The organism is Streptomyces sp. KL109B, from assembly GCF_030766935.1.
Lineage (GTDB): Bacteria > Actinomycetota > Actinomycetes > Streptomycetales > Streptomycetaceae > Streptomyces.
Map to the genome: position 1 here is coordinate 19,069 of NZ_JASERL010000017.1, position 18,417 is coordinate 37,485.

The 18,417-nt window shown below is 72.2% G+C and carries 16 protein-coding genes and 1 pseudogene; 4 read left to right on the forward strand and 13 right to left on the reverse strand.

The window, feature by feature from the left end:
• Positions 1-92 precede the first annotated feature (92 nt).
• The 3 genes from RBJ65_RS38555 to RBJ65_RS38565 are packed head-to-tail and all read left to right on the forward strand — an operon-like array spanning position 93 to position 4,145.
• Positions 93-1,772 carry a transcriptional regulator gene (locus RBJ65_RS38555; protein WP_306323212.1) on the forward strand — a complete coding sequence of 560 codons (1,680 nt, stop codon included), beginning with the start codon at positions 93-95 and terminating at the stop codon, positions 1,770-1,772.
• On the forward strand, positions 1,750-3,303 hold the full coding sequence (locus RBJ65_RS38560; RefSeq protein WP_306323211.1) for a DUF1116 domain-containing protein: 1,554 nt from the start codon (positions 1,750-1,752) through the stop codon (positions 3,301-3,303). Before RBJ65_RS38555 ends, RBJ65_RS38560 begins: the two co-directional genes overlap by 23 nt.
• A complete protein-coding gene (locus RBJ65_RS38565; RefSeq protein ID WP_306323210.1) occupies positions 3,300-4,145 on the forward strand; it encodes a DUF2877 domain-containing protein in 846 nt (281 codons plus the stop codon). Before RBJ65_RS38560 ends, RBJ65_RS38565 begins: the two co-directional genes overlap by 4 nt.
• Here the strand turns inward: RBJ65_RS38565 and RBJ65_RS38570 are convergent.
• The 13 genes and pseudogenes from RBJ65_RS38570 to RBJ65_RS38630 all read right to left on the reverse strand — a co-directional run bounded on the left by RBJ65_RS38570 (position 4,120) and on the right by RBJ65_RS38630 (position 17,093).
• A complete protein-coding gene (locus RBJ65_RS38570) occupies positions 4,120-5,514 on the reverse strand; it encodes an NADP-dependent succinic semialdehyde dehydrogenase (RefSeq protein ID WP_306323209.1) in 1,395 nt (464 codons plus the stop codon). The two genes, RBJ65_RS38565 and RBJ65_RS38570, sit on opposite strands and share 26 nt — an antisense overlap.
• Before the next feature lie 147 nt (positions 5,515-5,661).
• Complete coding sequence (locus RBJ65_RS38575) at positions 5,662-6,138, reverse strand: NUDIX domain-containing protein (protein ID WP_306323208.1); 477 nt, start codon at positions 6,136-6,138, stop codon at positions 5,662-5,664.
• On the reverse strand, positions 6,131-6,790 hold the full coding sequence (locus tag RBJ65_RS38580) for a response regulator transcription factor (RefSeq protein ID WP_306323207.1): 660 nt from the start codon (positions 6,788-6,790) through the stop codon (positions 6,131-6,133). Before RBJ65_RS38580 ends, RBJ65_RS38575 begins: the two co-directional genes overlap by 8 nt.
• Before the next feature lie 62 nt (positions 6,791-6,852).
• Entirely contained in the window at positions 6,853-8,154 is a 1,302-nt protein-coding gene (locus RBJ65_RS38585; RefSeq protein WP_306323206.1) for a sensor histidine kinase, read from the reverse strand.
• Complete coding sequence (locus RBJ65_RS38590) at positions 8,147-8,947, reverse strand: ABC transporter permease (RefSeq protein WP_306323205.1); 801 nt, start codon at positions 8,945-8,947, stop codon at positions 8,147-8,149. Before RBJ65_RS38590 ends, RBJ65_RS38585 begins: the two co-directional genes overlap by 8 nt.
• A 74-nt stretch (positions 8,948-9,021) precedes the next feature.
• Positions 9,022-9,669, reverse strand: a pseudogene (locus tag RBJ65_RS38595) (ATP-binding cassette domain-containing protein); the annotation flags it as partial.
• 253 nt (positions 9,670-9,922) lie between these two features.
• Positions 9,923-10,456 carry a hypothetical protein gene (locus tag RBJ65_RS38600; protein WP_306323204.1) on the reverse strand — a complete coding sequence of 178 codons (534 nt, stop codon included), beginning with the start codon at positions 10,454-10,456 and terminating at the stop codon, positions 9,923-9,925.
• Positions 10,457-10,633: 177 nt separating this feature from the next.
• Positions 10,634-12,166, reverse strand: a complete 1,533-nt coding sequence (locus RBJ65_RS38605) for an MFS transporter (protein ID WP_306323203.1) — start codon at positions 12,164-12,166, stop codon at positions 10,634-10,636.
• A 239-nt stretch (positions 12,167-12,405) separates the two neighbouring features.
• A complete protein-coding gene (locus RBJ65_RS38610) occupies positions 12,406-13,647 on the reverse strand; it encodes a cation:proton antiporter (protein ID WP_306323202.1) in 1,242 nt (413 codons plus the stop codon).
• A gap of 4 nt (positions 13,648-13,651) precedes the next feature.
• A complete protein-coding gene (locus tag RBJ65_RS38615) occupies positions 13,652-14,137 on the reverse strand; it encodes a cation:proton antiporter regulatory subunit (RefSeq protein WP_306323201.1) in 486 nt (161 codons plus the stop codon).
• 123 nt (positions 14,138-14,260) lie between these two features.
• Positions 14,261-15,808 (reverse strand): ATP-dependent DNA ligase, encoded by a 1,548-nt coding sequence (locus tag RBJ65_RS38620; RefSeq protein ID WP_306323200.1) that lies wholly within the window; start codon positions 15,806-15,808, stop codon positions 14,261-14,263.
• 64 nt (positions 15,809-15,872) lie between these two features.
• Positions 15,873-16,370 (reverse strand): glutathione peroxidase, encoded by a 498-nt coding sequence (locus tag RBJ65_RS38625; protein WP_306323199.1) that lies wholly within the window; start codon positions 16,368-16,370, stop codon positions 15,873-15,875.
• 411 nt (positions 16,371-16,781) lie between these two features.
• Positions 16,782-17,093, reverse strand: coding sequence for a hypothetical protein (locus RBJ65_RS38630; protein ID WP_306323198.1), 312 nt, complete (start codon positions 17,091-17,093; stop codon positions 16,782-16,784).
• A gap of 63 nt (positions 17,094-17,156) precedes the next feature.
• On the opposite strand from RBJ65_RS38630, the gene RBJ65_RS38635 reads away from it, so the two are divergent.
• Positions 17,157-18,350, forward strand: a complete 1,194-nt coding sequence (locus RBJ65_RS38635; protein WP_306323197.1) for a serine hydrolase — start codon at positions 17,157-17,159, stop codon at positions 18,348-18,350.
• Positions 18,351-18,417 lie beyond the last annotated feature (67 nt).

Consider the following 18,417-nt stretch of genomic DNA (forward strand, 5'->3'; position numbering starts at 1 on the left):
GGTCACTGTCAGTCGCTGCCGGTGATCCACACCCGCGCGCTGGCACCGCTCGCCGAAGACCACGGCCGGGAGGCGGCCGTAGCGTCGATGGCATGGAGCCCACCCCGCCCGCCACCGACGGCCCTTCCGCCACCGACGACTCCCGCGCCCCGGGCACCCTGACCACGAACTCCGTGCGGTGCGACGCCTACGCCGACTCCGTCGCCCTGATGCGCGCGGCCCAGCACCTCACCGCGCTGCCCGGCATCACGGCCGCCAGCCTCGTCATGGCGACCGAACCCAATCTGCGGCTGCTCGCCGACGCCGGACTGCTCACCGACGAGGGCCGCGCCGCACGGCCCGCCGACCTGATCGTCGCGCTGCGCGGCGCCGCCGAGGCCATCGAGGGCGCCCTGCGCGAGGTGCCGACGCTGCTCGAACAGCCCGCCGCCCCGGAGGCCGATGCCGCTGACGCCTGGGTGCCACGCGCGCTCGTAGAGGCGGACCCCGCTACCTCGCTCGCGCTGATCTCCACCCCCGGCCCGTACGCCGCCGCCGAAGCGCTCAAGGCGCTGCGCGGCGGCATGCACGCCTTCGTCTTCAGCGACAACGTGCCGCTGGAGCAGGAGATCCGCATCAAGGAGGAGGCCCACCAGCGCGGTCTGCTCGCCATGGGGCCCGACTGCGGCACCGGCATGCTCGACGGCGTACCGCTCGGCTTCGCCAACGTCCTGCGCCCCGGCCGCGTCGGCCTGATCGGCGCCTCGGGAACCGGACTTCAACAGGTGTCGTGCCTGCTCGACGCGGCAGGTGAAGGCGTCCGGCAGATGATCGGGACGGGCGGCCGTGACCTGAGCGCGGAGGTCGGCGCGCGCACCACCCTCGACGCGCTCGACCTCCTCGCCGCCGACCCCGGCTGCGAGTTGATCGTGCTGGTGTCGAAGCCGCCCGCGCCGGAGGTGGCCGAGCGGGTCGTCGCGCGCGCGGCGCGTGCGGGCAAGCCGGTCGTCGCGGCGTTCCTCGGCACCGAACGCCCGGTGGCGCGTGGGCAGTTGACGGGTGGGCGGGTGTCGCCCGGGTCGGTGTCGGTGGTCGGTACGCTGCGCGACGCCGTGCGGGAGGCGGTGCGGACGCTGGGCGGTGCCGCTCCGGAGCCGTGGACACCGCCACCGGACGTGTCACCAGGCCCCGGCCGGTACCTGCGCGCCTTGTACGCGGGCGGCACCTTCGCGTACGAGGCGCGGCAGCTGCTGCCCGGAGCGGCCACGGAGCTCGCGCCCTACGTTCCCGGGCGCGAAGTCCGCCTCCCGGAACGCCACTTGGTGCTCGACCTCGGCGACGACGCCTACACCGCGGGCCGCCCGCACCCGATGATCGACCCGACGGTGCGCGCTGCCCACCTGCGCGCCGCGCTCGCCGACCCGCGCACGGCGGCCGTGGTGCTCGACGTCGTACTGGGGCATGGTGCGGGGCCCGATCCGGCCGGGGCGCTGGCGGCTGAGCTGGAGCGGGGGCGTGTGACGGAGCGGGGACGTGTGACGGAGCAAGGACGTGTGACGGAGTGGGGGAGGCCGCCGGTCATCGCGTTCGTCGTCGGGACGGAGGGCGATCCCCAGGGTGCGGCGGCGCAGCGGGAACGTCTTGAGGAGGCCGGCGCGCGACTGGCACCGACCAGTACGGACGCCGCCGAATGGGCCGTGTCGCTGGTGGCCGGTCGGCCCGGCCCGAGCGCCCACGATGCCACCCCGACTCTTCGCCAGGAGGCCGAACATGACCACGCACTTGGTGCCTGATCCGGTGTCACCCGCGCCGGACCTGCTCGGCGCGGGTGACACCCCGCCACGTATCGCCGCCGTCGGCGTGGCCGATTTCGCCGAGGTGCCCCGCACCGCGGGCGCCCACGTCAGCACGCTCGACTGGCGGCCCCCGGCCGGCGGCGACCCCGACCTCGCCTGGAAGCTCGCCGAACTCACCGGACACGCCCGCGTCGAGGCGGCCAACCGGACCGCCGTCGACCGGCTGCTCGCCGTCCGCCCCGTGTGGCGCGACGTGCGCACCGCCCGCGACGTCCTCCCGGTGCTCGACGACCGCGCCACCGGCGAACGCGTCCTGCTGCACGCCGGACCCCCCATCGCCTGGCCCGACATGTGCGGCCCGATGCGTGCCGGTGTCATCGGCGCCGTACTCCTCGAAGGCTGGGCGGACACCCCGGAGCAGGCCGAACGCCTCGTCGACGCGGGGGAGTTGCGCTTCGAGCCGTGCCACCACCACGAGGCCGTGGGACCCATGGGCGGCATTACGTCCCCGTCGATGCCCGTGCTCGTCGTCGAGGACCCGGCCACCGGGCGCCGCGCCTACGCCAATCTCAACGAGGGCGCGGGCCGTTGCCTGCGCTACGGGGCGCTGGGCGACGACGTGATGGACCGCCTGCGCTGGATGGCCGACGTGCTCGCCCCGGCGCTGCGCGCCGCCCTGGCCGCGCGGCCCGACGGGGTGGACCTGCGTTCCGTCGTCGCCCAGGCGCTTCAGATGGGCGACGAGTGCCACAGCCGCAACACCGCCGCTTCCGCCCTGCTGCTGCGCGAACTCGCCGCGCCGCTCGCCCGCGTACCGCACGGCCCCGAGGTCCTGGAATTCCTCGCCGACAACCACTACTGGTTCCTCAACTTCTCGATGGCCGCCGCGAAACTCGCCACCTCCGCCGCCCACGGCGTCGCCCACTCCACGCTCGTCACCGCGTTCGCCCGCAACGGCGTCGAGGTCGGCATCCGCGTCAGCGGCCTCGGCGACGCCTGGTTCACGGCGCCCGCCGCCGAGGTGCGGGGGCTGTACTTCGCTGGATACGGGCCCGAGGACGCCAACCCCGACATCGGCGACAGCGCCATCACCGAAACGAACGGCCTCGGCGGCTTCGCCCTCGCCGCCGCGCCCGCCATCACCGGATTCGTGGGCGGCACCGTGGCCGAGGCGCTGCGGACCAGCCGTGACATGGCCCGCATCACCCTGGCCCGCCACGAGGCGTACCGGCTGCCCGCCCTCGGCGGTATCGGCTCCCCGGTCGGCATCGACGTGCGCGCCGTCCTCGACACCGGCATCGAACCGGTCGTCACGACGGGCATCGCCCACCGCGAGCCCGGCATCGGCCAGATCGGCGCGGGCCTCGCGCACGCCCCGCTGGAGTGCTTCCGCAAGGCGCTGGCCGCGTTCGCCGTGCCGGACCTGGCGGCGTCCGCCGTACCGGACCTGGCGGCGTCCGCCGTACCGGACGCGGCGGACGCCAACCCGCTGGCGCAACCGGCTCACGCGACCCACCAGTACCCATGAGTCCCGCCCAACTCCTCTGCGCCGCGAGCACTTTGGCCCGCGAAACCCTCACCGGGCCGCCCCGCCCCGCCCGTGTCATCGCCGTCGCCCGGCAGGCGCTGTACCTGCTCCCGCACGGCGGCGACACCCCGCTCGCCGTGCTGGCGCCGCAGGCCGTGCGGGTGCCGAACGCCGTCGTCGTGCCGAACGCCGCGGGGGAGCGGCCGTTCCACGGTGTCGCGGTCGGCGACGCGGGGCGCGTCGGGTGCGGGCGCCTCGCGATCGGGCCGCTGCGCCTGGCCGCGCGGGAGTTCTGGGCACCGCCCCGCGCCCAGGACACCCCACCCGGCCCGACGCTCGACCGGCTCGCCCGCCTGCGCCCACCCCGGCCGCTTGCCGCGCAGGCCCGCCCCGCCGCGACAGCGCTCGTCCGCGCGCTCGCGCAAGGGGCACCGACCGTTCAACGCCGCGCGGCAGTCGCCCTGTTGGGCCTCGGCCCCGGCGCGACCCCGTCCGGCGACGACTTCCTCTGCGGACTGCTGCTCACCGCCCGACTGGCGCGACGTCCCCCCGCCTGGCTGCCCGCCCTCGCCGACATCGCGACCCACGCGGAAGCGCACACGCCGCCGGTCTCCGCCGCACTGCTACGGCATGCCGCCGCCGGCTACTGCGTCCCGCAAGCGGCAGCGCTCCTCGACGCGGCGGCGACCGGAACCGACCTCACGGCGCCGGTCGCCGCCCTCCTCGCCGTGGGGCACAGCTCCGGAAGCGACCTGCTGCACGGGCTGTGCGCGGGCGCCCGGCTCGACGATCGGGCGCGGCACCCGGCCCTCGCCGTCAGGCGCCGATCCACACCGTCGTGACGTTGCAGAACTCCTTGATGCCGTGGTCCGACAACTCGCGCCCGTAACCGGAGCGCTTCGCGCCGCCGAAGGGGAGCGCCGGGTGCGAGGCCGTCATGCCGTTGACGAAGACGCCGCCCGCCTGGCTGTCGCGGACGAACCGCTCGATCTCGTCCTCGTCCCGCGTCCACAGGTTGGAACTCAGCCCGAAGGGCGTGTCGTTGGCGACGGCGATCGCCTCGTCGAGGTCCGCGACCCGGTACAACGTGGCCACCGGGCCGAACGTCTCCTCCCGGTGGATGCGCATCTCCGGCGTCACATCCGCGATGACGGTCGGCTCGTAGAACCAGCCGCGGTCGGCGAAGTCCTTCGGCCGCTGCCCACCGCACAGCACCGTCGCCCCGCTCTCGACCGCGTCGTCGACCAGCTCCTCCAGATCGCGGCGCCCCTGCTCGCTGGAGAGCGGCCCGACGTCCGTGTCCTCGTCGAGCGGATCGCCCACCCGCAACTCCCGCATCCCGGCCACGAACGCGTCCCGGAACTCCTCGAACACCGTCTCGTGCACGATGAACCGCTTCGCCGCGATGCACGACTGCCCGTTGTTCTGCACCCGCGCCGTGACAGCCGTCCTCGCCGCCTTCGCCACGTCCGCCGAAGGCAGCACCACATACGGGTCGCTGCCGCCCAGCTCCAGAACCGTCTTCTTCACCTCGTCGCCCGCGATCGACGCCACGGAACGCCCGGCCGGCTCACTGCCCGTGAGTGTCGCCGCCACCACCCGCTCGTCGCGCAGAATCCCCTCGACCGCACCCGACCCGATCAGCAACGTCTGGAAACACCCCTCAGGGAACCCGGCCCGCCGGAACAGATCCTCCAGATAGAGCGCCGTCTGCGGAACGTTCGACGCGTGCTTCAACAGGCCCACGTTCCCCGCCATCAGCGCGGGCGCCGCGAACCGCACGACCTGCCACAACGGGAAGTTCCACGGCATCACCGCGAGCACCGGCCCGAGCGGCCGGAAGCGCACATGCGCCCGCGCCGCTCCCGAGTCCTGCACGTCCGGCTCTGCCGGATGCTCGTCCGCCAGCAGCCGCGCCGCGTGCTCCGCGTACCAGCGCATCGTCTTCACGCACTTCAGTGCCTCGGCCCGGGCCGCCGCCACCGGCTTGCCCATCTCGGTCGTCATCACGCGCGCGATGTCCGGCGCGTCCGCCTCCAGCAGGTCGGCGGCCCGCTGCAGCAGCCTCGCCCGGTCGAAGAACGTCGTCGTGCGGTACGCGTCGAACGCGCTCGCCGCCAGGGCGACCCTGCGCTCGATCTCCTTCGAGGACAGGGCCTCGTACGTCTTGAGCGTCTCGCCGTTCGCGGGGTTGACCGTCGCGATGGGCATGCTGCCGACCTCCTCTGCGCGGTTCCTACGACCTTCCCGCGCGCCACCGGGCCGCGCAACGCGGGCCGCGGTCGCGGCACCGGGTACCCGTGGCGCGGCACGTCAGACGTAGATCGCCGCCCCGTCCGCCCGCGCCGCGACGGCGCCTCACAGCAGCTCCGCGAGCCGGTCCACGAACACCGTCTGCGCCTTCGCCATCCTTCCGCGCGCCGCGTCAAGACCGAACCAGGCCACCCGGTCCAGCTCGGGGAACTCCGCCGTACGACCGGAACCGCGCGGCCACTCCATCGTGAACGTCCCCGGCACCACATCCGCCGGATCCAGATCCGCCTCCATCGCCCACACCGTCACATGCTTGCCCCCCGACTGCACCGTCTCGCCCAGCGGCAGCGCCGCCCCCTCCGGCGGCGGCAGCCCCAGCTCCTCCCGGAACTCGCGGCGCGCCGCCTCCCACGCCGTCTCACCCTCCTCGTATTCGCCCTTCGGCACACCCCACGCCCCCACGTCCTTGCGCGCCCAGAACGGGCCGCCCATGTGCCCGAGCAGCACCTCGACGCCCTCCGGCGCGTGCCGGAAGAGCAGTAGGCCCGCGCTGCGCTTCGTCCGCCTCGTCCCGTCAGCCATGCGTCAAGTCTCGGTGCAGGAAGCGGATGACCGCGAGCACACGGCGATTGTGATCCTCCGAAGACGGCAGGCCCAGCTTCCCGAACACCGCCGCGACATGCTTCTCGACCGTCCCCGCCGACACATGCAGGGACTCGGCGATCGCCGCGTTCGACCGGCCCTCCGCCATCAGCTCCAGCACATCCCGCTCCCGCTCCGTGAGCGAACCCAGCTCCTCCGCCGCTCGGCCCGCCCCCGCGAGCTGGGTCACCACCTCGGGGTCGAGCGCGGTGCCGCCCGCCGCGACCCGGGTGAGCGCGTCCGTGAACTCCGCGACGTTCGCCACCCGCTCCTTGAGCAGATACCCGACACCCGCCGAACCCTCGGCGAGCAGCCGTGTCGCGTACTTCGTCTCCACGTACTGCGAGAACAGCAGCACCCCGGTCCCCGGATACTCCCGTCGCAGGTCGATCGCCGCCCGCAGCCCGTCGTCCGTGTGCGTCGGCGGCATCCGGATGTCGACCACCGTCACGTCCGGCCGGTGCTCCGCCACGGCCGCCCGCAGCGCGTCGGCGTCACTGACGGCCGCCACCACCTCGTGCCCCCGCATCGAGAGCATCTGGGCCAGCAACTCCCGCAGCACGGCGGCGTCCTCGGCGATCACTACACGCATGGCCGGGATCGTCTCACGGTCCCTCACCGCATCCTCCTCACTCCCGTTCCGTCCGTCCGCGCCTATGTGCGCAGCGGCAGCGACACCGTCACCGACGTCGGCCCACCCTCCGGACTCGTCACCTCAAGTGACCCGTCCACGGTGCGTGCCCGCTGCACAAGCCCCGCGAGGCCACCGCCCGGTTCCATCCGTGCGCCCCCCTTCCCGTCGTCCGTCACCCGCAGCCGCAACGTGCCGTCCCCCGCCGCCACCTCCACCCCGCACCGCTTCGCCCCGCTGTGCTTTATCGCGTTGGCCAGCAGCTCCGCCACGCAGAAGTAGGCGAGGCTCTCCATCGCGGGCGCCGGGCGCCGCGGCAGATCCACGCTCACGTCGACCGGCAGCGTGCTGCGCGCCGCGAGCGTGCCCAGCGCGTCCCCGAGCCCGCCGTCCAGCGCGGGCGGATGCAGTCCGCGCGAGAGGTCGCGCAGCTCGGTGAGGACCTCCGTCGCGTTGTCCCGCGCCGTCTCCACCATGCGGTGCAGCTCCGGCCGGTCCCGGTCGTCGAGCTGCTCGCGCACCATGTCCAGGCTCATCGCGAGCGCCACGAGCCTGACCTGCGCACCGTCGTGCAGATCCCGCTCCAGCCGCCGCAACCGCTCGTTGGCGTCCTCCACCGCCAACGCCCGCTTCTCCTCCAACTCCCGTACACGGGCGTCCAGTTCGCCCGGACCGAGCAGCGCCGGCAGCAGCGTGCGCTCCGCCCGCACGGCGATCCGCGTCACCCACGGAGCGACCACCACGATCAGCAGCCCACGCAGCGCGACCTCGAAGGCCCCGCCCAGCGAGTGCACCTGTGGCTGCCCGCCCCACGGCAACGGCGAAACCAACGTCAGATCGTTCGGCGCGACCGCCCACCGCACCGGAGCCACGACGTTCACCGCGCCGACCACCCACCACACCACCCCGTACAGGCCCACCGTCGCCAGCGGCAGCTTCACCAGCACATACGCCACCGCCCGCCACGCCGCGCCGTCCCGCAGCCGCGCCTCCCACCGCGCGAACACCCCGCCCTCGGCCCGCGGCGCGGCCGGCGCCGCGACCCGCTCGCCGAGCAGCGCGCCCGCGAGCCACCGGTGCAGCGCCCCGAGGCCGCGTGCAAGGCCGAGCCCCGCCAGCAGGAACAGCACACCGAGGACCGCCCCGACCACCGTCAGCGTCAGCGCCGACCCCACGGCCAGGGCGACCACGACGAGGAGGAACCCCGCGAGCGCGGGGACGTAGGACAGGAGGCAGTACGCCGCCTCCGCCCACGCCCGCCGCGTCACGCACGCCGTCAGGGCCGCCCGCAGGCTCGGCAGGCCGACGGCCGGGAAGTCAGGCATCGCGGCGCGCCAGCAACCGGTCGCCCACGGCGAGGAACGCCGCCGTGTACAGGCACAGCACCAGGAACCCGGCCCACGGCGACAGCATCCCGTCGACCGGCACCGTCACCGCCAGCGAGTTGCCCGCGATCATCGTCGGGAAGAACTTCGCTATCGACGTCCCCGTGGTCCCCGCCAACAGCGCGGGCAGCACGTAGGTGATTCCGACCAAGACACCTATCGCACTCGCCGTGTGCCGTGTGATCGCGCCGATCCCGAGACCCATCAGGCCGACCATCGCCAGATACGCGCCCGACATGAGCACGGCGCGCAGCACCGCGGGGTCGCCCAGCGAGGGGTGCGGCACACCAGGGGCGAGCGCCGCGGTCCCCGCGAGGAACGTCACGAACGTGACCACCTCGCCGATGACCAGGGCGAGAACGCCGAACACCGCCGCCTTCGCCGCCAGCGCGAGCCGCCGGTCCGGTACCGCGGCCAGGGTCGAGCGGATCGACCCCGACGAGTACTCGCCGGACATCACGAGGACCCCGAGCACCCCGATGATGAGCTGGCCGAGGGCCACGCCCGCCAGCACATTGTTCGTCGGATCGAAGGACGCCACCTTAGCGGCGCCCTGTGGCGCCTTGGTGTTGGCCATCGTCACGACACCCATGGCGATCATGCCGACCACCGTCAGGAGCAGCGAGTACATCGTGGACCGCAGGCCGCGGAGTTTTATCCACTCCATCCGGGCGGCCTGCCGGAAGCCGTAGTGCCCCGCCGGGACGGGCGGCGCGTACGTCGTGGTGCTCATCGGACTCCTCCTGCCCGGTACATGGCCGCGCCCTGCGTGAGCGCGAAGAACGACTCCTCCAACGAACGCCCGCTCGCCGTGAGTTCGGCGACCGAGGTGTCCGCGAGCAGTCGGCCCTGGCCGATCACCAGGAGGCGGTCGGCCGTCAGCGCCATCTCGCTGATCAGATGGCTCGACAGCAGGACCGTACGTCCCTCCGCGGCGAGCGAACGCAGCAACTCCCGTATCCAGCGGACCCCTTCGGGATCCAGGCCGTTCACCGGCTCGTCGAACAGCAGCACCGCCGGATCCCCCAGGAGCGCCGTCGCGATGCCGAGGCGCTGCGCCATGCCGAGCGAGAACGACCCCGCCCGCTTGTGCGCCACCGACGCCAGGCCGACGGTCTCCAGCACCGTGTCCACCCGCGCCGGATCGATCCCGCCGCCCGCGGCGAGCGCCGCGAGATGGCCGCGCGCGCTGCGGCCCGGATGGAACGTGCGGGCCTCCAGGAGCGCGCCGACCTCGCGCAGCGGCCAGGCCAATTCGGTGTACGGGCGGCCGCCGATCGTGGCGCGCCCGGCGTCCGGCCGGTCGAGGCCCATGATCATGCGCATGGTCGTGGACTTGCCCGACCCGTTCGGCCCGAGGAAGCCCGTGACGCTCCCGGGGCGCACCCGAAAACTGAGGTCCTCCACGGCGACCGTCTCGCCGTACCGCTTGGTGAGACCCTTGGCCTCGATCATCACGACTCCCTGTGCCCATGCGTCCTGCCCGGATGCCGCGCCGACTGTCGACGAGCTGTGTCGACGCGCCCTTCGTCCGACATCCACGCTAGAAATCGGGACGATCCGCCGGAACGAGGTTGTCCTCCGACCTGCCTGGGGGAAATCCCCCAGGCCACCGACACACCCCACCGACACACCCCACCGACACACCCCCACCAACACACCCCACACCCTCACGCACCCCGCACACGACGGAGGAGCTGGCGTCCGCTCAGCCCCGCCCCCGCGGCACCACACCCAGCGCCGTCGCGTCCGCGAGATGCTGCCCCAAACGCAGCTGCAGCGCACCGAGCGGCCCCGCCCGCTCCGACAGCAGGCTCAGCGACCCGACCGCCGCCGCCCGGTCCTCGGCCCGCAGCGGCACCGCCACCACGCACGCGAAACCCAGGCTGCGCGCCATCGCGGTGTACGACGGCCAGTTGGCCCGCGCGTACGGATGCGCGAGCGGAACACCGCTGATGGCCGTCGACGAACTGCGGCAGTCCCGGCCGGGGCCCTCGCCCCAGGTCAGCGCGGCCTGCTCCAGGCGAAGGACGCGCGGGTCCGACGCCGCGACCTCGAGCCGGCCCGCCGGCGGATTCAGCACCGCCACTGCGGACGCCACACCGAGCAGGGACACACAGCTGCCGACGAGCGCCGAAAGGGCCTGCGGGCCACCTCGTACGGCGGCGTCGGCCACTTCCACGAACGCCGTCGCCAGACGCTCGCTGTCCACCTGGTACGCCTCGTACGGCACGCCACGCATGACGGCCCCCTCGACCTTGTCCCGTCCGCCCCGCACAGCGCATCCACCCGCCCTGTCGGCCGACGGCCGAGCGGACTTTGCTCAGGGGGTATGCCCCGTGGATGGGCCGCGCGAACCGGCGTCGCGTAAACCAGCGGCGCGCAAACCGGCGTCGCGCGAACCCCGTCACAAGCCCCCTCACATGTGCACGGCACCCTCGCCCGACGTCGCCTTCGGCGGCCCCGCCCGGTACAGCAGCAGCGTCACGACGACGCCCACCGCGAAGAACGCGGCCGACCACCAGTAGGCGGTCGAATAGCTCTCGATCGCGGCGTTCGCGCGCACCAGCGGCGTGGGCCGCTTGCCGACGAGGTAGTTGGTCGCCGCGGTCGTGGCCAGCGTGTTCAGCAGCGCCGTACCGATCGAACCGCCCACCTGCTGGCTCGTGTTGACCATCGCGGAGGCCACGCCCGCGTCGTGCGCGGCGACTCCGGACGTGGCCAGGTTCATGCCCGTAGCGAAGATCATGCCCATCCCGACGCCCTGCACGAGCAGCGGCGGCAGCACATGCGCCGCGTAACTGCTGTCCAGGTCCAGGAAGGTGAGCCACACCATCGCCAGCGCCGCGAGCGCCATGCCCAGCGGCACGATGGGCTTCGGACCGAGCTTCGGCACCAGGACGTTCGTCGTGATGATCGACGAGACCACCATGCAGGCCACCATGGGCAGGAAGGCCACACCCGTGGACACCGGCGAGTACTGCAGGATCTGCTGGAGGTAGTACGTCAGGAACAGGAACACGCCGAACATGCCCGCACCGGCGATGAACATCGCCAGGTACGAGGCGCCGCGGTCCCGGTCGAGGACCACGCGCAACGGCAGCAGCGGATGCTTCGCCCGCGTCTCGAACCAGGCGAAGACCGCGAGCAGCACCACACCGGCGACGAGGAACCCCCACACCTGGGCCTCGCCCCAGTCGTGCGTCTCCGCCTTCGAGAACCCGAAGACGATGCAGAACAGTCCTACGGAGACCAAGGCCGTGCCCGGCACGTCCAGTTGCGGCCGGTCCGCGGGGCGCCCGCCGATCAGCAGCCGCGCGCCACCGAGCATGGCGACGACGGCGAAGGCCAGGTTCACGAACAGGCACCAGCGCCAGTCCAGGTACTCGGTCAGCACCCCGCCGAGCAGCAGGCCGACGGCGCCGCCCGCACCGGCGATCGCGCCATAGACGCCGAACGCCTTGGCACGCTCCTTCGGGTCGGTGAACGTCGTGGTCAGCAGCGACAGCGCGGCCGGCGCCAGCAGCGCGCCGAACATGCCCTGCAGCGCACGGGCGATCACCAGCATCTCGAATCCGGTCGCCGCACCACCGAGCGCCGAGGCCACGGCGAACCCGGCGAGGCCGATCAGGAAGACCGCCTTGCGGCCCACCAGGTCGGCGATCCGCCCACCGAGGAGCAGCAGGCTGCCGAAGGCGAGCGAGTACGCGGTCACGATCCACTGCCGGTCGCCGTCGGAGAACCCCAGGTCCCGCTGGGCGGACGGCAGCGCGATGTTCACGATCGTGGCATCGAGGACGACCATCAGCTGCGCCAGGCCGATCACGGCGAGGATCAGCCAACGGTGCTCGTGCCTGCCCCCACCCGCGTACGGCACGGAGCCGCCCTCAGGAGGGGCGTTCTGTATGCCGGGTTCCGCGGGGGCCTGCGGGGTGTCGGGCGAGCGATCCATAGGGGCCTCCAAACCACCCGTGCCCCCCGGTCGGCTTCGCCCACTACGCTAAGCGCCCTGGTCATGGCGGGCGACTGGAGAGAGAACGGGGCCGTTCCCCACGGTTGGAGAACGGCCCCGGAACACGTACAGCGGCTCCGTCATACGTAAAACGGAGTCCCGTCATATGTGACGCGGTCGCCCGTCATACGTATAACGCCCGCGCGTCTCCACGCGCCCCGCCCGTCATACGTAAAACGTCACCGGCTGTGCTCGTCGACCGGTGCCGGCTTCTCCTCCGTGCGCGGCTCGGGAACGGCGTCCACCGCTGCCTTCGTCGGTGTCGACTGCTGCCGGAACAGCCGCTGCGCGAGCGGCTGCGCGTACCGCGCGGTCAGCGGTCCGACGATCACCAGGATCAGCACGTACGCCGTGGCCAGCGGGCCGAGGCGGGGCTCGATGCCGGAGGTGACGGCGAGGCCCGCGATGACGATGGAGAACTCGCCGCGCGCCACGAGGGCGCCGCCGGCCCGCCAGCGTCCCTTGACGGAGACCCCGGCGCGGCGCGCCGCCCAGTAACCCGTCGCGATTTTCGTGCAGGCAGTGACGACGGCGAGCAGCAGCGCGGGCAGCAGCACCGGCGGGATGCTCGCCGGGTCGGTGTGCAGGCCGAAGAAGACGAAGAAGACGGCCGCGAACAGGTCCCGGAGCGGGGACAGCAGCGTATGCGTGTTCTCGGCGACCTCGCCGGACAGCGCGATGCCGACGAGGAACGCGCCCACGGCCGCGGACACCTGGAGCTGCTGGGCGAGCCCCGCGACCAGGATGGTCAGACCGAGCACGACGAGAAGCAGCTTCTCCGGGTCGTCGCTCGACACGAACTTGGAGATGTGCCGCCCGAACCGGACGGCGATGAACAGCACCAGGCCCGCGGCGCCGAGCGCGATGGCGAGCGTGAGCCCGCCGGCCGCCCAGCCGACCCCCGCCAACAGCGCGGTGATGATGGGCAGATACACGGCCATCGCCAGGTCCTCGAGGACCAGAATGCTGAGGATCACCGGCGTCTCGCGGTTGCCGAGCCGGCCCAGGTCACCGAGCACCTTCGCGATCACGCCCGATGACGAGATCCAGGTGACACCGGCGAGCACCACCGCGGCCACCGGACCCCACCCCATGAGCAGCGCGGCGACGGCGCCGGGCAGGGCGTTGAACGTCATGTCGACAAGACCGGCCGGGTACTGCGTCTTCAGATTGGAGACGAGATCGCTGGCCGTGTACTCGAGACCGAGCATCAACAGCAGCAGGATCACACCGATTTCGGAGCCGATGGCGACGAACTCCTCGCTCGCGCCGAGCGGCAGCAGACCGCCCTCGCCGAACGCGAGCCCCGCCAGCAGGTACAGCGGAATCGGCGAGAAGCTGAATCTGCCCGCGAGCCTGCCGAGCAGCCCGAGGGCCAGCGTGATCGCCCCGAACTCGATGAGAAACACAGCGCTGTGCATACGTTCACTCCCGCCCCAGAATGGTGGCCGCCGCGTCGACGCCCTCGCGGGTGCCGATCACGATGACCGTGTCGCCGCCCGCGAGCCGGAAGTCCGGCGTCGGCGACGGGTGGGCGTCGGCGCGGCGCAGCACGGCCACGATCGAGGCGCCGGTCTCGGTCCGCATCTTCGTCTCGCCCAGCAGCCGGCCGTTCCAGACCGAGGCGCCCGGAATCTCGATGCGTTCGGCGACGAGCCCCAGGTCGGTGGTGTGCAGCAGGTTCGGGCTGTGGTGCGAGGGCGTCAATGCGTCGATCAGATACGCGGCTTCACCCGACGTCAGCTTCAGCGACAGATCGCAGGCGTCCGGATCGTCGGCCTGGTACGCGCTGAGCGTGCGGCCCCCGTCCCGGTGCGCGACGACCGACAGCTGGCGCTGTTCGCGGGTCGTGAGGTCGTAGCGGTAGCCGATCCCCGGCAATGGTGTCCTGCTCAGGCGTGAAGCGGGCACGTCTCTCCCCTTGTCCGTGCGTGGTCCCCGTGTGATCGCCGTCCCGGCGACCATTAGGTGGCGGATGCATCATTAGTTGGATGTCCGTCACCCTATCCGGGACAAGGTTTGGCAAAAAAACGGTCAGGCGTCGAGCGGCGGATGCGCGGCGAGCACCGTCTCCACCGTGTCCGCCTGCGTGGCCGTTTTGTCCTCCCGGTACCGCACCACGCGCGCGAAGCGGAGCGTCACGCCCGCCGGATAGCGGCTGGACCGCTGCAAGCCGTCGTAGGCGATCTCCACGACCAACTCGGGACGTACGGTCACCACATGCCCGTCGTCGTTGACGGCCAGCTCCAGCAGGCGCTCCGTCTGCCAGGTCAGGAGCGCGTCGGTGAGCCCCTTGAAGGTCTTGCCGAGCATCGCGTACGTGCCGTCGGGGCGGCGCGCGCCCAGGTGCAGATTGGACAGCTTGCCGGTGCGCCGCCCGTGCCCCCACTCGGCGGCGAGCACGACGAGGTCGAGCGTGTGCACGGGCTTGACCTTCAGCCAGGAGGCACCGCGGCGCCCCGCGCTGTACGGGGCTTCGAGCCCTTTCGCGACGACACCTTCGTGCCCGCGCCCGATGGTCTCGGTGAAGAACGCCTCGGCGGCGTGCCGCTGTTCGGCGTCGGCCTCGTCCTCGACGACGACGCGCCGCACCCGCATCGGTTCCGGCACGAGCCGCGTCAACTGTTCGTGCCGCTTGGCGAACGCCAGGTCGAGCAGATCCCGCCCGTCGACGTACAGCACATCGAAGAAGACGGGGGAGACCGGCAGGGCGGCCGCCGCCCGCGCGACGTCGACCCGCGACCCGACCCGCCCGGCGACGTCCTGGAACGCCCGCGGCCGCCCGTCCTCGCCGAGCGCGATCACCTCACCGTCGAGAATGAACCGCTCGCTCGCGAACTCCCTTACGGCGCCGGTGACTTCAGGGAGCCGATCGCCGATCTCGTCGAGCGTCCGCGTGTAGACACGCACCTCGTCCCCGTCCCGGTGCACCTGTACGCGAATGCCGTCGAGCTTCTCCTCCACGGCGCAGGCGCCCAGCTTGTCCAGCGCCGCGCCCACGTCACCCGCGCTGTGCGCGAGCATCGGCTGCACGGGCCGGCCGACGGTGAGCCGGAACTCGTCGAGCGCGTCGGGCCCGCGCGCCAACAGCGCTCGCGCCACGTCCTGCAGCCCGCCCGCCACCATCACCGCGCGCCGTACGTCGGCGGGCGCGGCGCCGGTCGCCCGCGCGAGCCCCTCGGTCGCGACCGCGTCCAGGGCGCCCTGCCGCACCTCGCCGCTGACGAGCCCGAACAGAAACCGCTGCTCGCCCTCAGTGGCGGCCCCCATCAGCTCCCCGACGAGCCGCTTCCGCTCGGCCTGCGAACCGGCGCCGGACACATCCCCCAACTCGGTCATCACGGCGTCGACGTCCTGCACGCTCAACCGCGGCTCCGCCGCCGCCTCCACCCGCTCGCTCAACACCCGCCACCCGACCCCGAGCCGCCCCTGCGGCAGCCGCCCCGCCAGATACGGAATGACGATCGGCACGTCATCGGGCTCGGCATCGCGGAACAACTCGGCGAGCAACTCGACCTTCCGCGAGCGTGCGGAGGTAGCGGCGACTTCCTGTGACACCTGAGCGAGCCGGGCGAACAACATGCGGCCATCGTGCTACGGAGGGGCCGGACACGCACCCGTACGCCCCGGCCCCGCCAAGGGGGTGTCAGCTGCCCGCCGCGAGCTCCCGCTCGATGGCCGCCACGACCTCGGGGGCGTCCGGCGTCGTCTGCGGCGAGAAGCGGGCGACGACGTCTCCGGCGGGATTAATGAGGAACTTTTCGAAGTTCCAACGCACGTCGCCCGTGTGCCCCTCGGCGTCCGCCGTGGCCACCAGGTTCACGTACAGCGGGTGCCGCCCCTCGCCGTTGACGTCGACCTTCTCCGTCATCGGGAACGTCACCCCGTACGTCGCCGAGCAGAACTCGGCGATCTCGTCGGCGGTGCCGGGCTCCTGGCCCATGAACTGGTTGCACGGCACCCCGAGGACGGTGAAGCCGCGGTCCGCGTACTGCTTCTGAAGCTCTTCCAGGGCGGTGTACTGCGGGGTCAGGCCGCACTTCGAGGCCACGTTGACGACAAGGACGGCCTTGCCGAGGTACTGGTCCAGGTCGGCGGATCCGCCCTGAAGGCTGTCAATTTCCACTGCGTCGTAAACGGTCATGAAGCGGAGCGTACGCCGCCATTGCACCGTGATCACGACCTGCCCCTCGTGAGGCGACGGATCTGCAACGTAGGAAGTCCGCACTACGGAGGAGATCCGCAGATGAGGAAGAGTCGCGCAGTGACCATCGGAGGCCACCAAGGAGTAGCGCCTGGCTGGTGTCTGAACCGAGTGTGTCTCGATCACGACCCACAAGCACGGCAGCGCAACGGCGGGGCAGTCCGGCGGGACGACGGGATCCGCTTCAACGGCGTTGAGTACTGCCTCGATGGGAACTTCCAGTTCTCGGGGGTGGCCTGGCACGCAGTCGACGCCATATGCAGGTGTGGCCGCTCACGTAGAGGTTCCTGGGGCCGAGCCAACGACGCAGTGCTCACTTCTTCGAACTCTACGGCGTCGTGTCGGCGTGGTTCAGCGGTGGTTCTTGAAGTGGTCGACGAGCTCGTCGTGGCACGTGCCCTCGCCCTTGGTGCCGATCGAGACGGCCGTGAGGGTGTGGACCTTTTCGGCGCCCTCGTCGCCCTCGTCGTTCTGTCGCGTCTTGGCCAGTTGTTTCTCGAAGTCGGCGATGGCTCCGGCGCATTCGGCGCGGGCCGGGTCCTCGGGGTGTGTCGCCTGGGCCGAGGAGGAGTTCAGCGCGGCGGTGGCGGCGAGTCCGGCCGCGCACAGCGCCGCCCACGCGGCAATCCACGTGCGGCGGTTGATGGGTGGGCGCTTGGGCATCCCGGCATCGTAGAGCCTGTCCGGGCGGCCGTGGGCGGAGCCCGGCGAACTAAGGACGTGCACATGGTCAAGGACAAGAGGGCTCTGGGCTGTGCACTCGCGCTGGTCGTCGCGGTCGGTGGCGTGGTGACGACGGCCGGCCCGGCGGCCGCTGCCGCCACCGGGTCGGCCGCCCGGCCATCCGACGCCGATCACGGTCGCGGCCGTGGGCATGACGCCCGACTCCAGGCGATTCTGGGCAGGTTGACGAGCGTCGACGGCGCCCCCGGCGCGCTCCTCGACGCGCGGGACCGGCGCGGCGGCGCGACCCTGACCAGTGGTGTCGGGGATGTACGAAGCCGCGCGGAGGTGCGTCCCGACAGCCGGTTCCGGATCGGCAGCATGACGAAGATGTTCACGGCGACCGTGGTGCTGCAGTTGGTGGCGGAGCGGCGCGTCGAGCTGGACGCTCCCGTGGAGCGCTACCTTCCGGGTGTCGTGCGTGGACACGGGAACGACGGCCGCGGGATCACGGTGCGGCAGCTGCTCCAGCACACCAGCGGGCTGCCCGACTTCCTCGACCACCTCAAGCCGCAGGACGTACTCAAGGATCCGCTCGCACACCACGACGCCCGTGAACTCGTGGACATCGCGCTCGCCCACCCGCCGACCTTCGAGCCGGGGACCGGATGGAGTTACTCGAACACGGGGTACGTGCTGGCCGGAATGCTCGTCGAAGACGTCACCGGACGCGACTACGCCGACGAGGTCCGGCGGCGCGTCATCGGTCCGCTCGGGCTGCGTGGAACGTCCGTGCCCGGTGACTCCCCGGCGATCCCCGGGCCGCACACGCGCGGATACGCGAACCCGGGCGGGGACGGCGAGTTGATCGATGTCACCAGGGTCAATCCGACGATCGGGGGAGCGGCGGGCGGCGTGATCTCCACGGGTCGGGACCTCAACCGTTTCCTGGGCGCGCTCCTGGGTGGCCGGCTGCTGCCGCCCGCCCAGCTGAAGGCGATGATGTCGCCCCGGCCGACCGGCAGTGCGGACGGGCGGGCCTACGGGCTCGGTCTTGAGCGCACGCAGCTGCCCTGCGGGGGCAACTACTGGGGGCACACAGGCGACTTCCTCGGTTTCGAGACGGCGAGCGGAGCCACCCTCGACGGGAGGCGGGCGTCGGTCATGGTCAACTCCGGCCCCGGTGGCTCGCAAGCGCAGAGCGACGACATCAAGTCCGCTGTAGAGACGGCGCTTTGCCACGGCGGCCGACCGTAGTCCGGCGCCCGGTGGCGCGGATGCGAGACTACCCCCGCGCCCCCTAGGGTCACTCCCCGGACGTTTC

What these genes read in the sequence shown, in the direction of transcription:
- RBJ65_RS38555 (WP_306323212.1), top strand. Translation starts at nt 93, where the DNA reads ATGGAGCCCACCCCGCCCGCCACCGACGGCCCTTCCGCCACCGACGAC.
- RBJ65_RS38560 (WP_306323211.1), top strand. Translation starts at nt 1,750, where the DNA reads ATGACCACGCACTTGGTGCCTGATCCGGTGTCACCCGCGCCGGACCTG.
- RBJ65_RS38565 (WP_306323210.1), top strand. Translation starts at nt 3,300, where the DNA reads ATGAGTCCCGCCCAACTCCTCTGCGCCGCGAGCACTTTGGCCCGCGAA.
- RBJ65_RS38570 (WP_306323209.1), bottom strand. Translation starts at nt 5,514, where the DNA reads ATGCCCATCGCGACGGTCAACCCCGCGAACGGCGAGACGCTCAAGACG.
- RBJ65_RS38575 (WP_306323208.1), bottom strand. Translation starts at nt 6,138, where the DNA reads ATGGCTGACGGGACGAGGCGGACGAAGCGCAGCGCGGGCCTACTGCTC.
- RBJ65_RS38580 (WP_306323207.1), bottom strand. Translation starts at nt 6,790, where the DNA reads ATGCGTGTAGTGATCGCCGAGGACGCCGCCGTGCTGCGGGAGTTGCTG.
- RBJ65_RS38585 (WP_306323206.1), bottom strand. Translation starts at nt 8,154, where the DNA reads ATGCCTGACTTCCCGGCCGTCGGCCTGCCGAGCCTGCGGGCGGCCCTG.
- RBJ65_RS38590 (WP_306323205.1), bottom strand. Translation starts at nt 8,947, where the DNA reads ATGAGCACCACGACGTACGCGCCGCCCGTCCCGGCGGGGCACTACGGC.
- RBJ65_RS38600 (WP_306323204.1), bottom strand. Translation starts at nt 10,456, where the DNA reads ATGCGTGGCGTGCCGTACGAGGCGTACCAGGTGGACAGCGAGCGTCTG.
- RBJ65_RS38605 (WP_306323203.1), bottom strand. Translation starts at nt 12,166, where the DNA reads ATGGATCGCTCGCCCGACACCCCGCAGGCCCCCGCGGAACCCGGCATA.
- RBJ65_RS38610 (WP_306323202.1), bottom strand. Translation starts at nt 13,647, where the DNA reads ATGCACAGCGCTGTGTTTCTCATCGAGTTCGGGGCGATCACGCTGGCC.
- RBJ65_RS38620 (WP_306323200.1), bottom strand. Translation starts at nt 15,808, where the DNA reads ATGTTGTTCGCCCGGCTCGCTCAGGTGTCACAGGAAGTCGCCGCTACC.
- RBJ65_RS38625 (WP_306323199.1), bottom strand. Translation starts at nt 16,370, where the DNA reads ATGACCGTTTACGACGCAGTGGAAATTGACAGCCTTCAGGGCGGATCC.
- RBJ65_RS38630 (WP_306323198.1), bottom strand. Translation starts at nt 17,093, where the DNA reads ATGCCCAAGCGCCCACCCATCAACCGCCGCACGTGGATTGCCGCGTGG.
- RBJ65_RS38635 (WP_306323197.1), top strand. Translation starts at nt 17,157, where the DNA reads ATGGTCAAGGACAAGAGGGCTCTGGGCTGTGCACTCGCGCTGGTCGTC.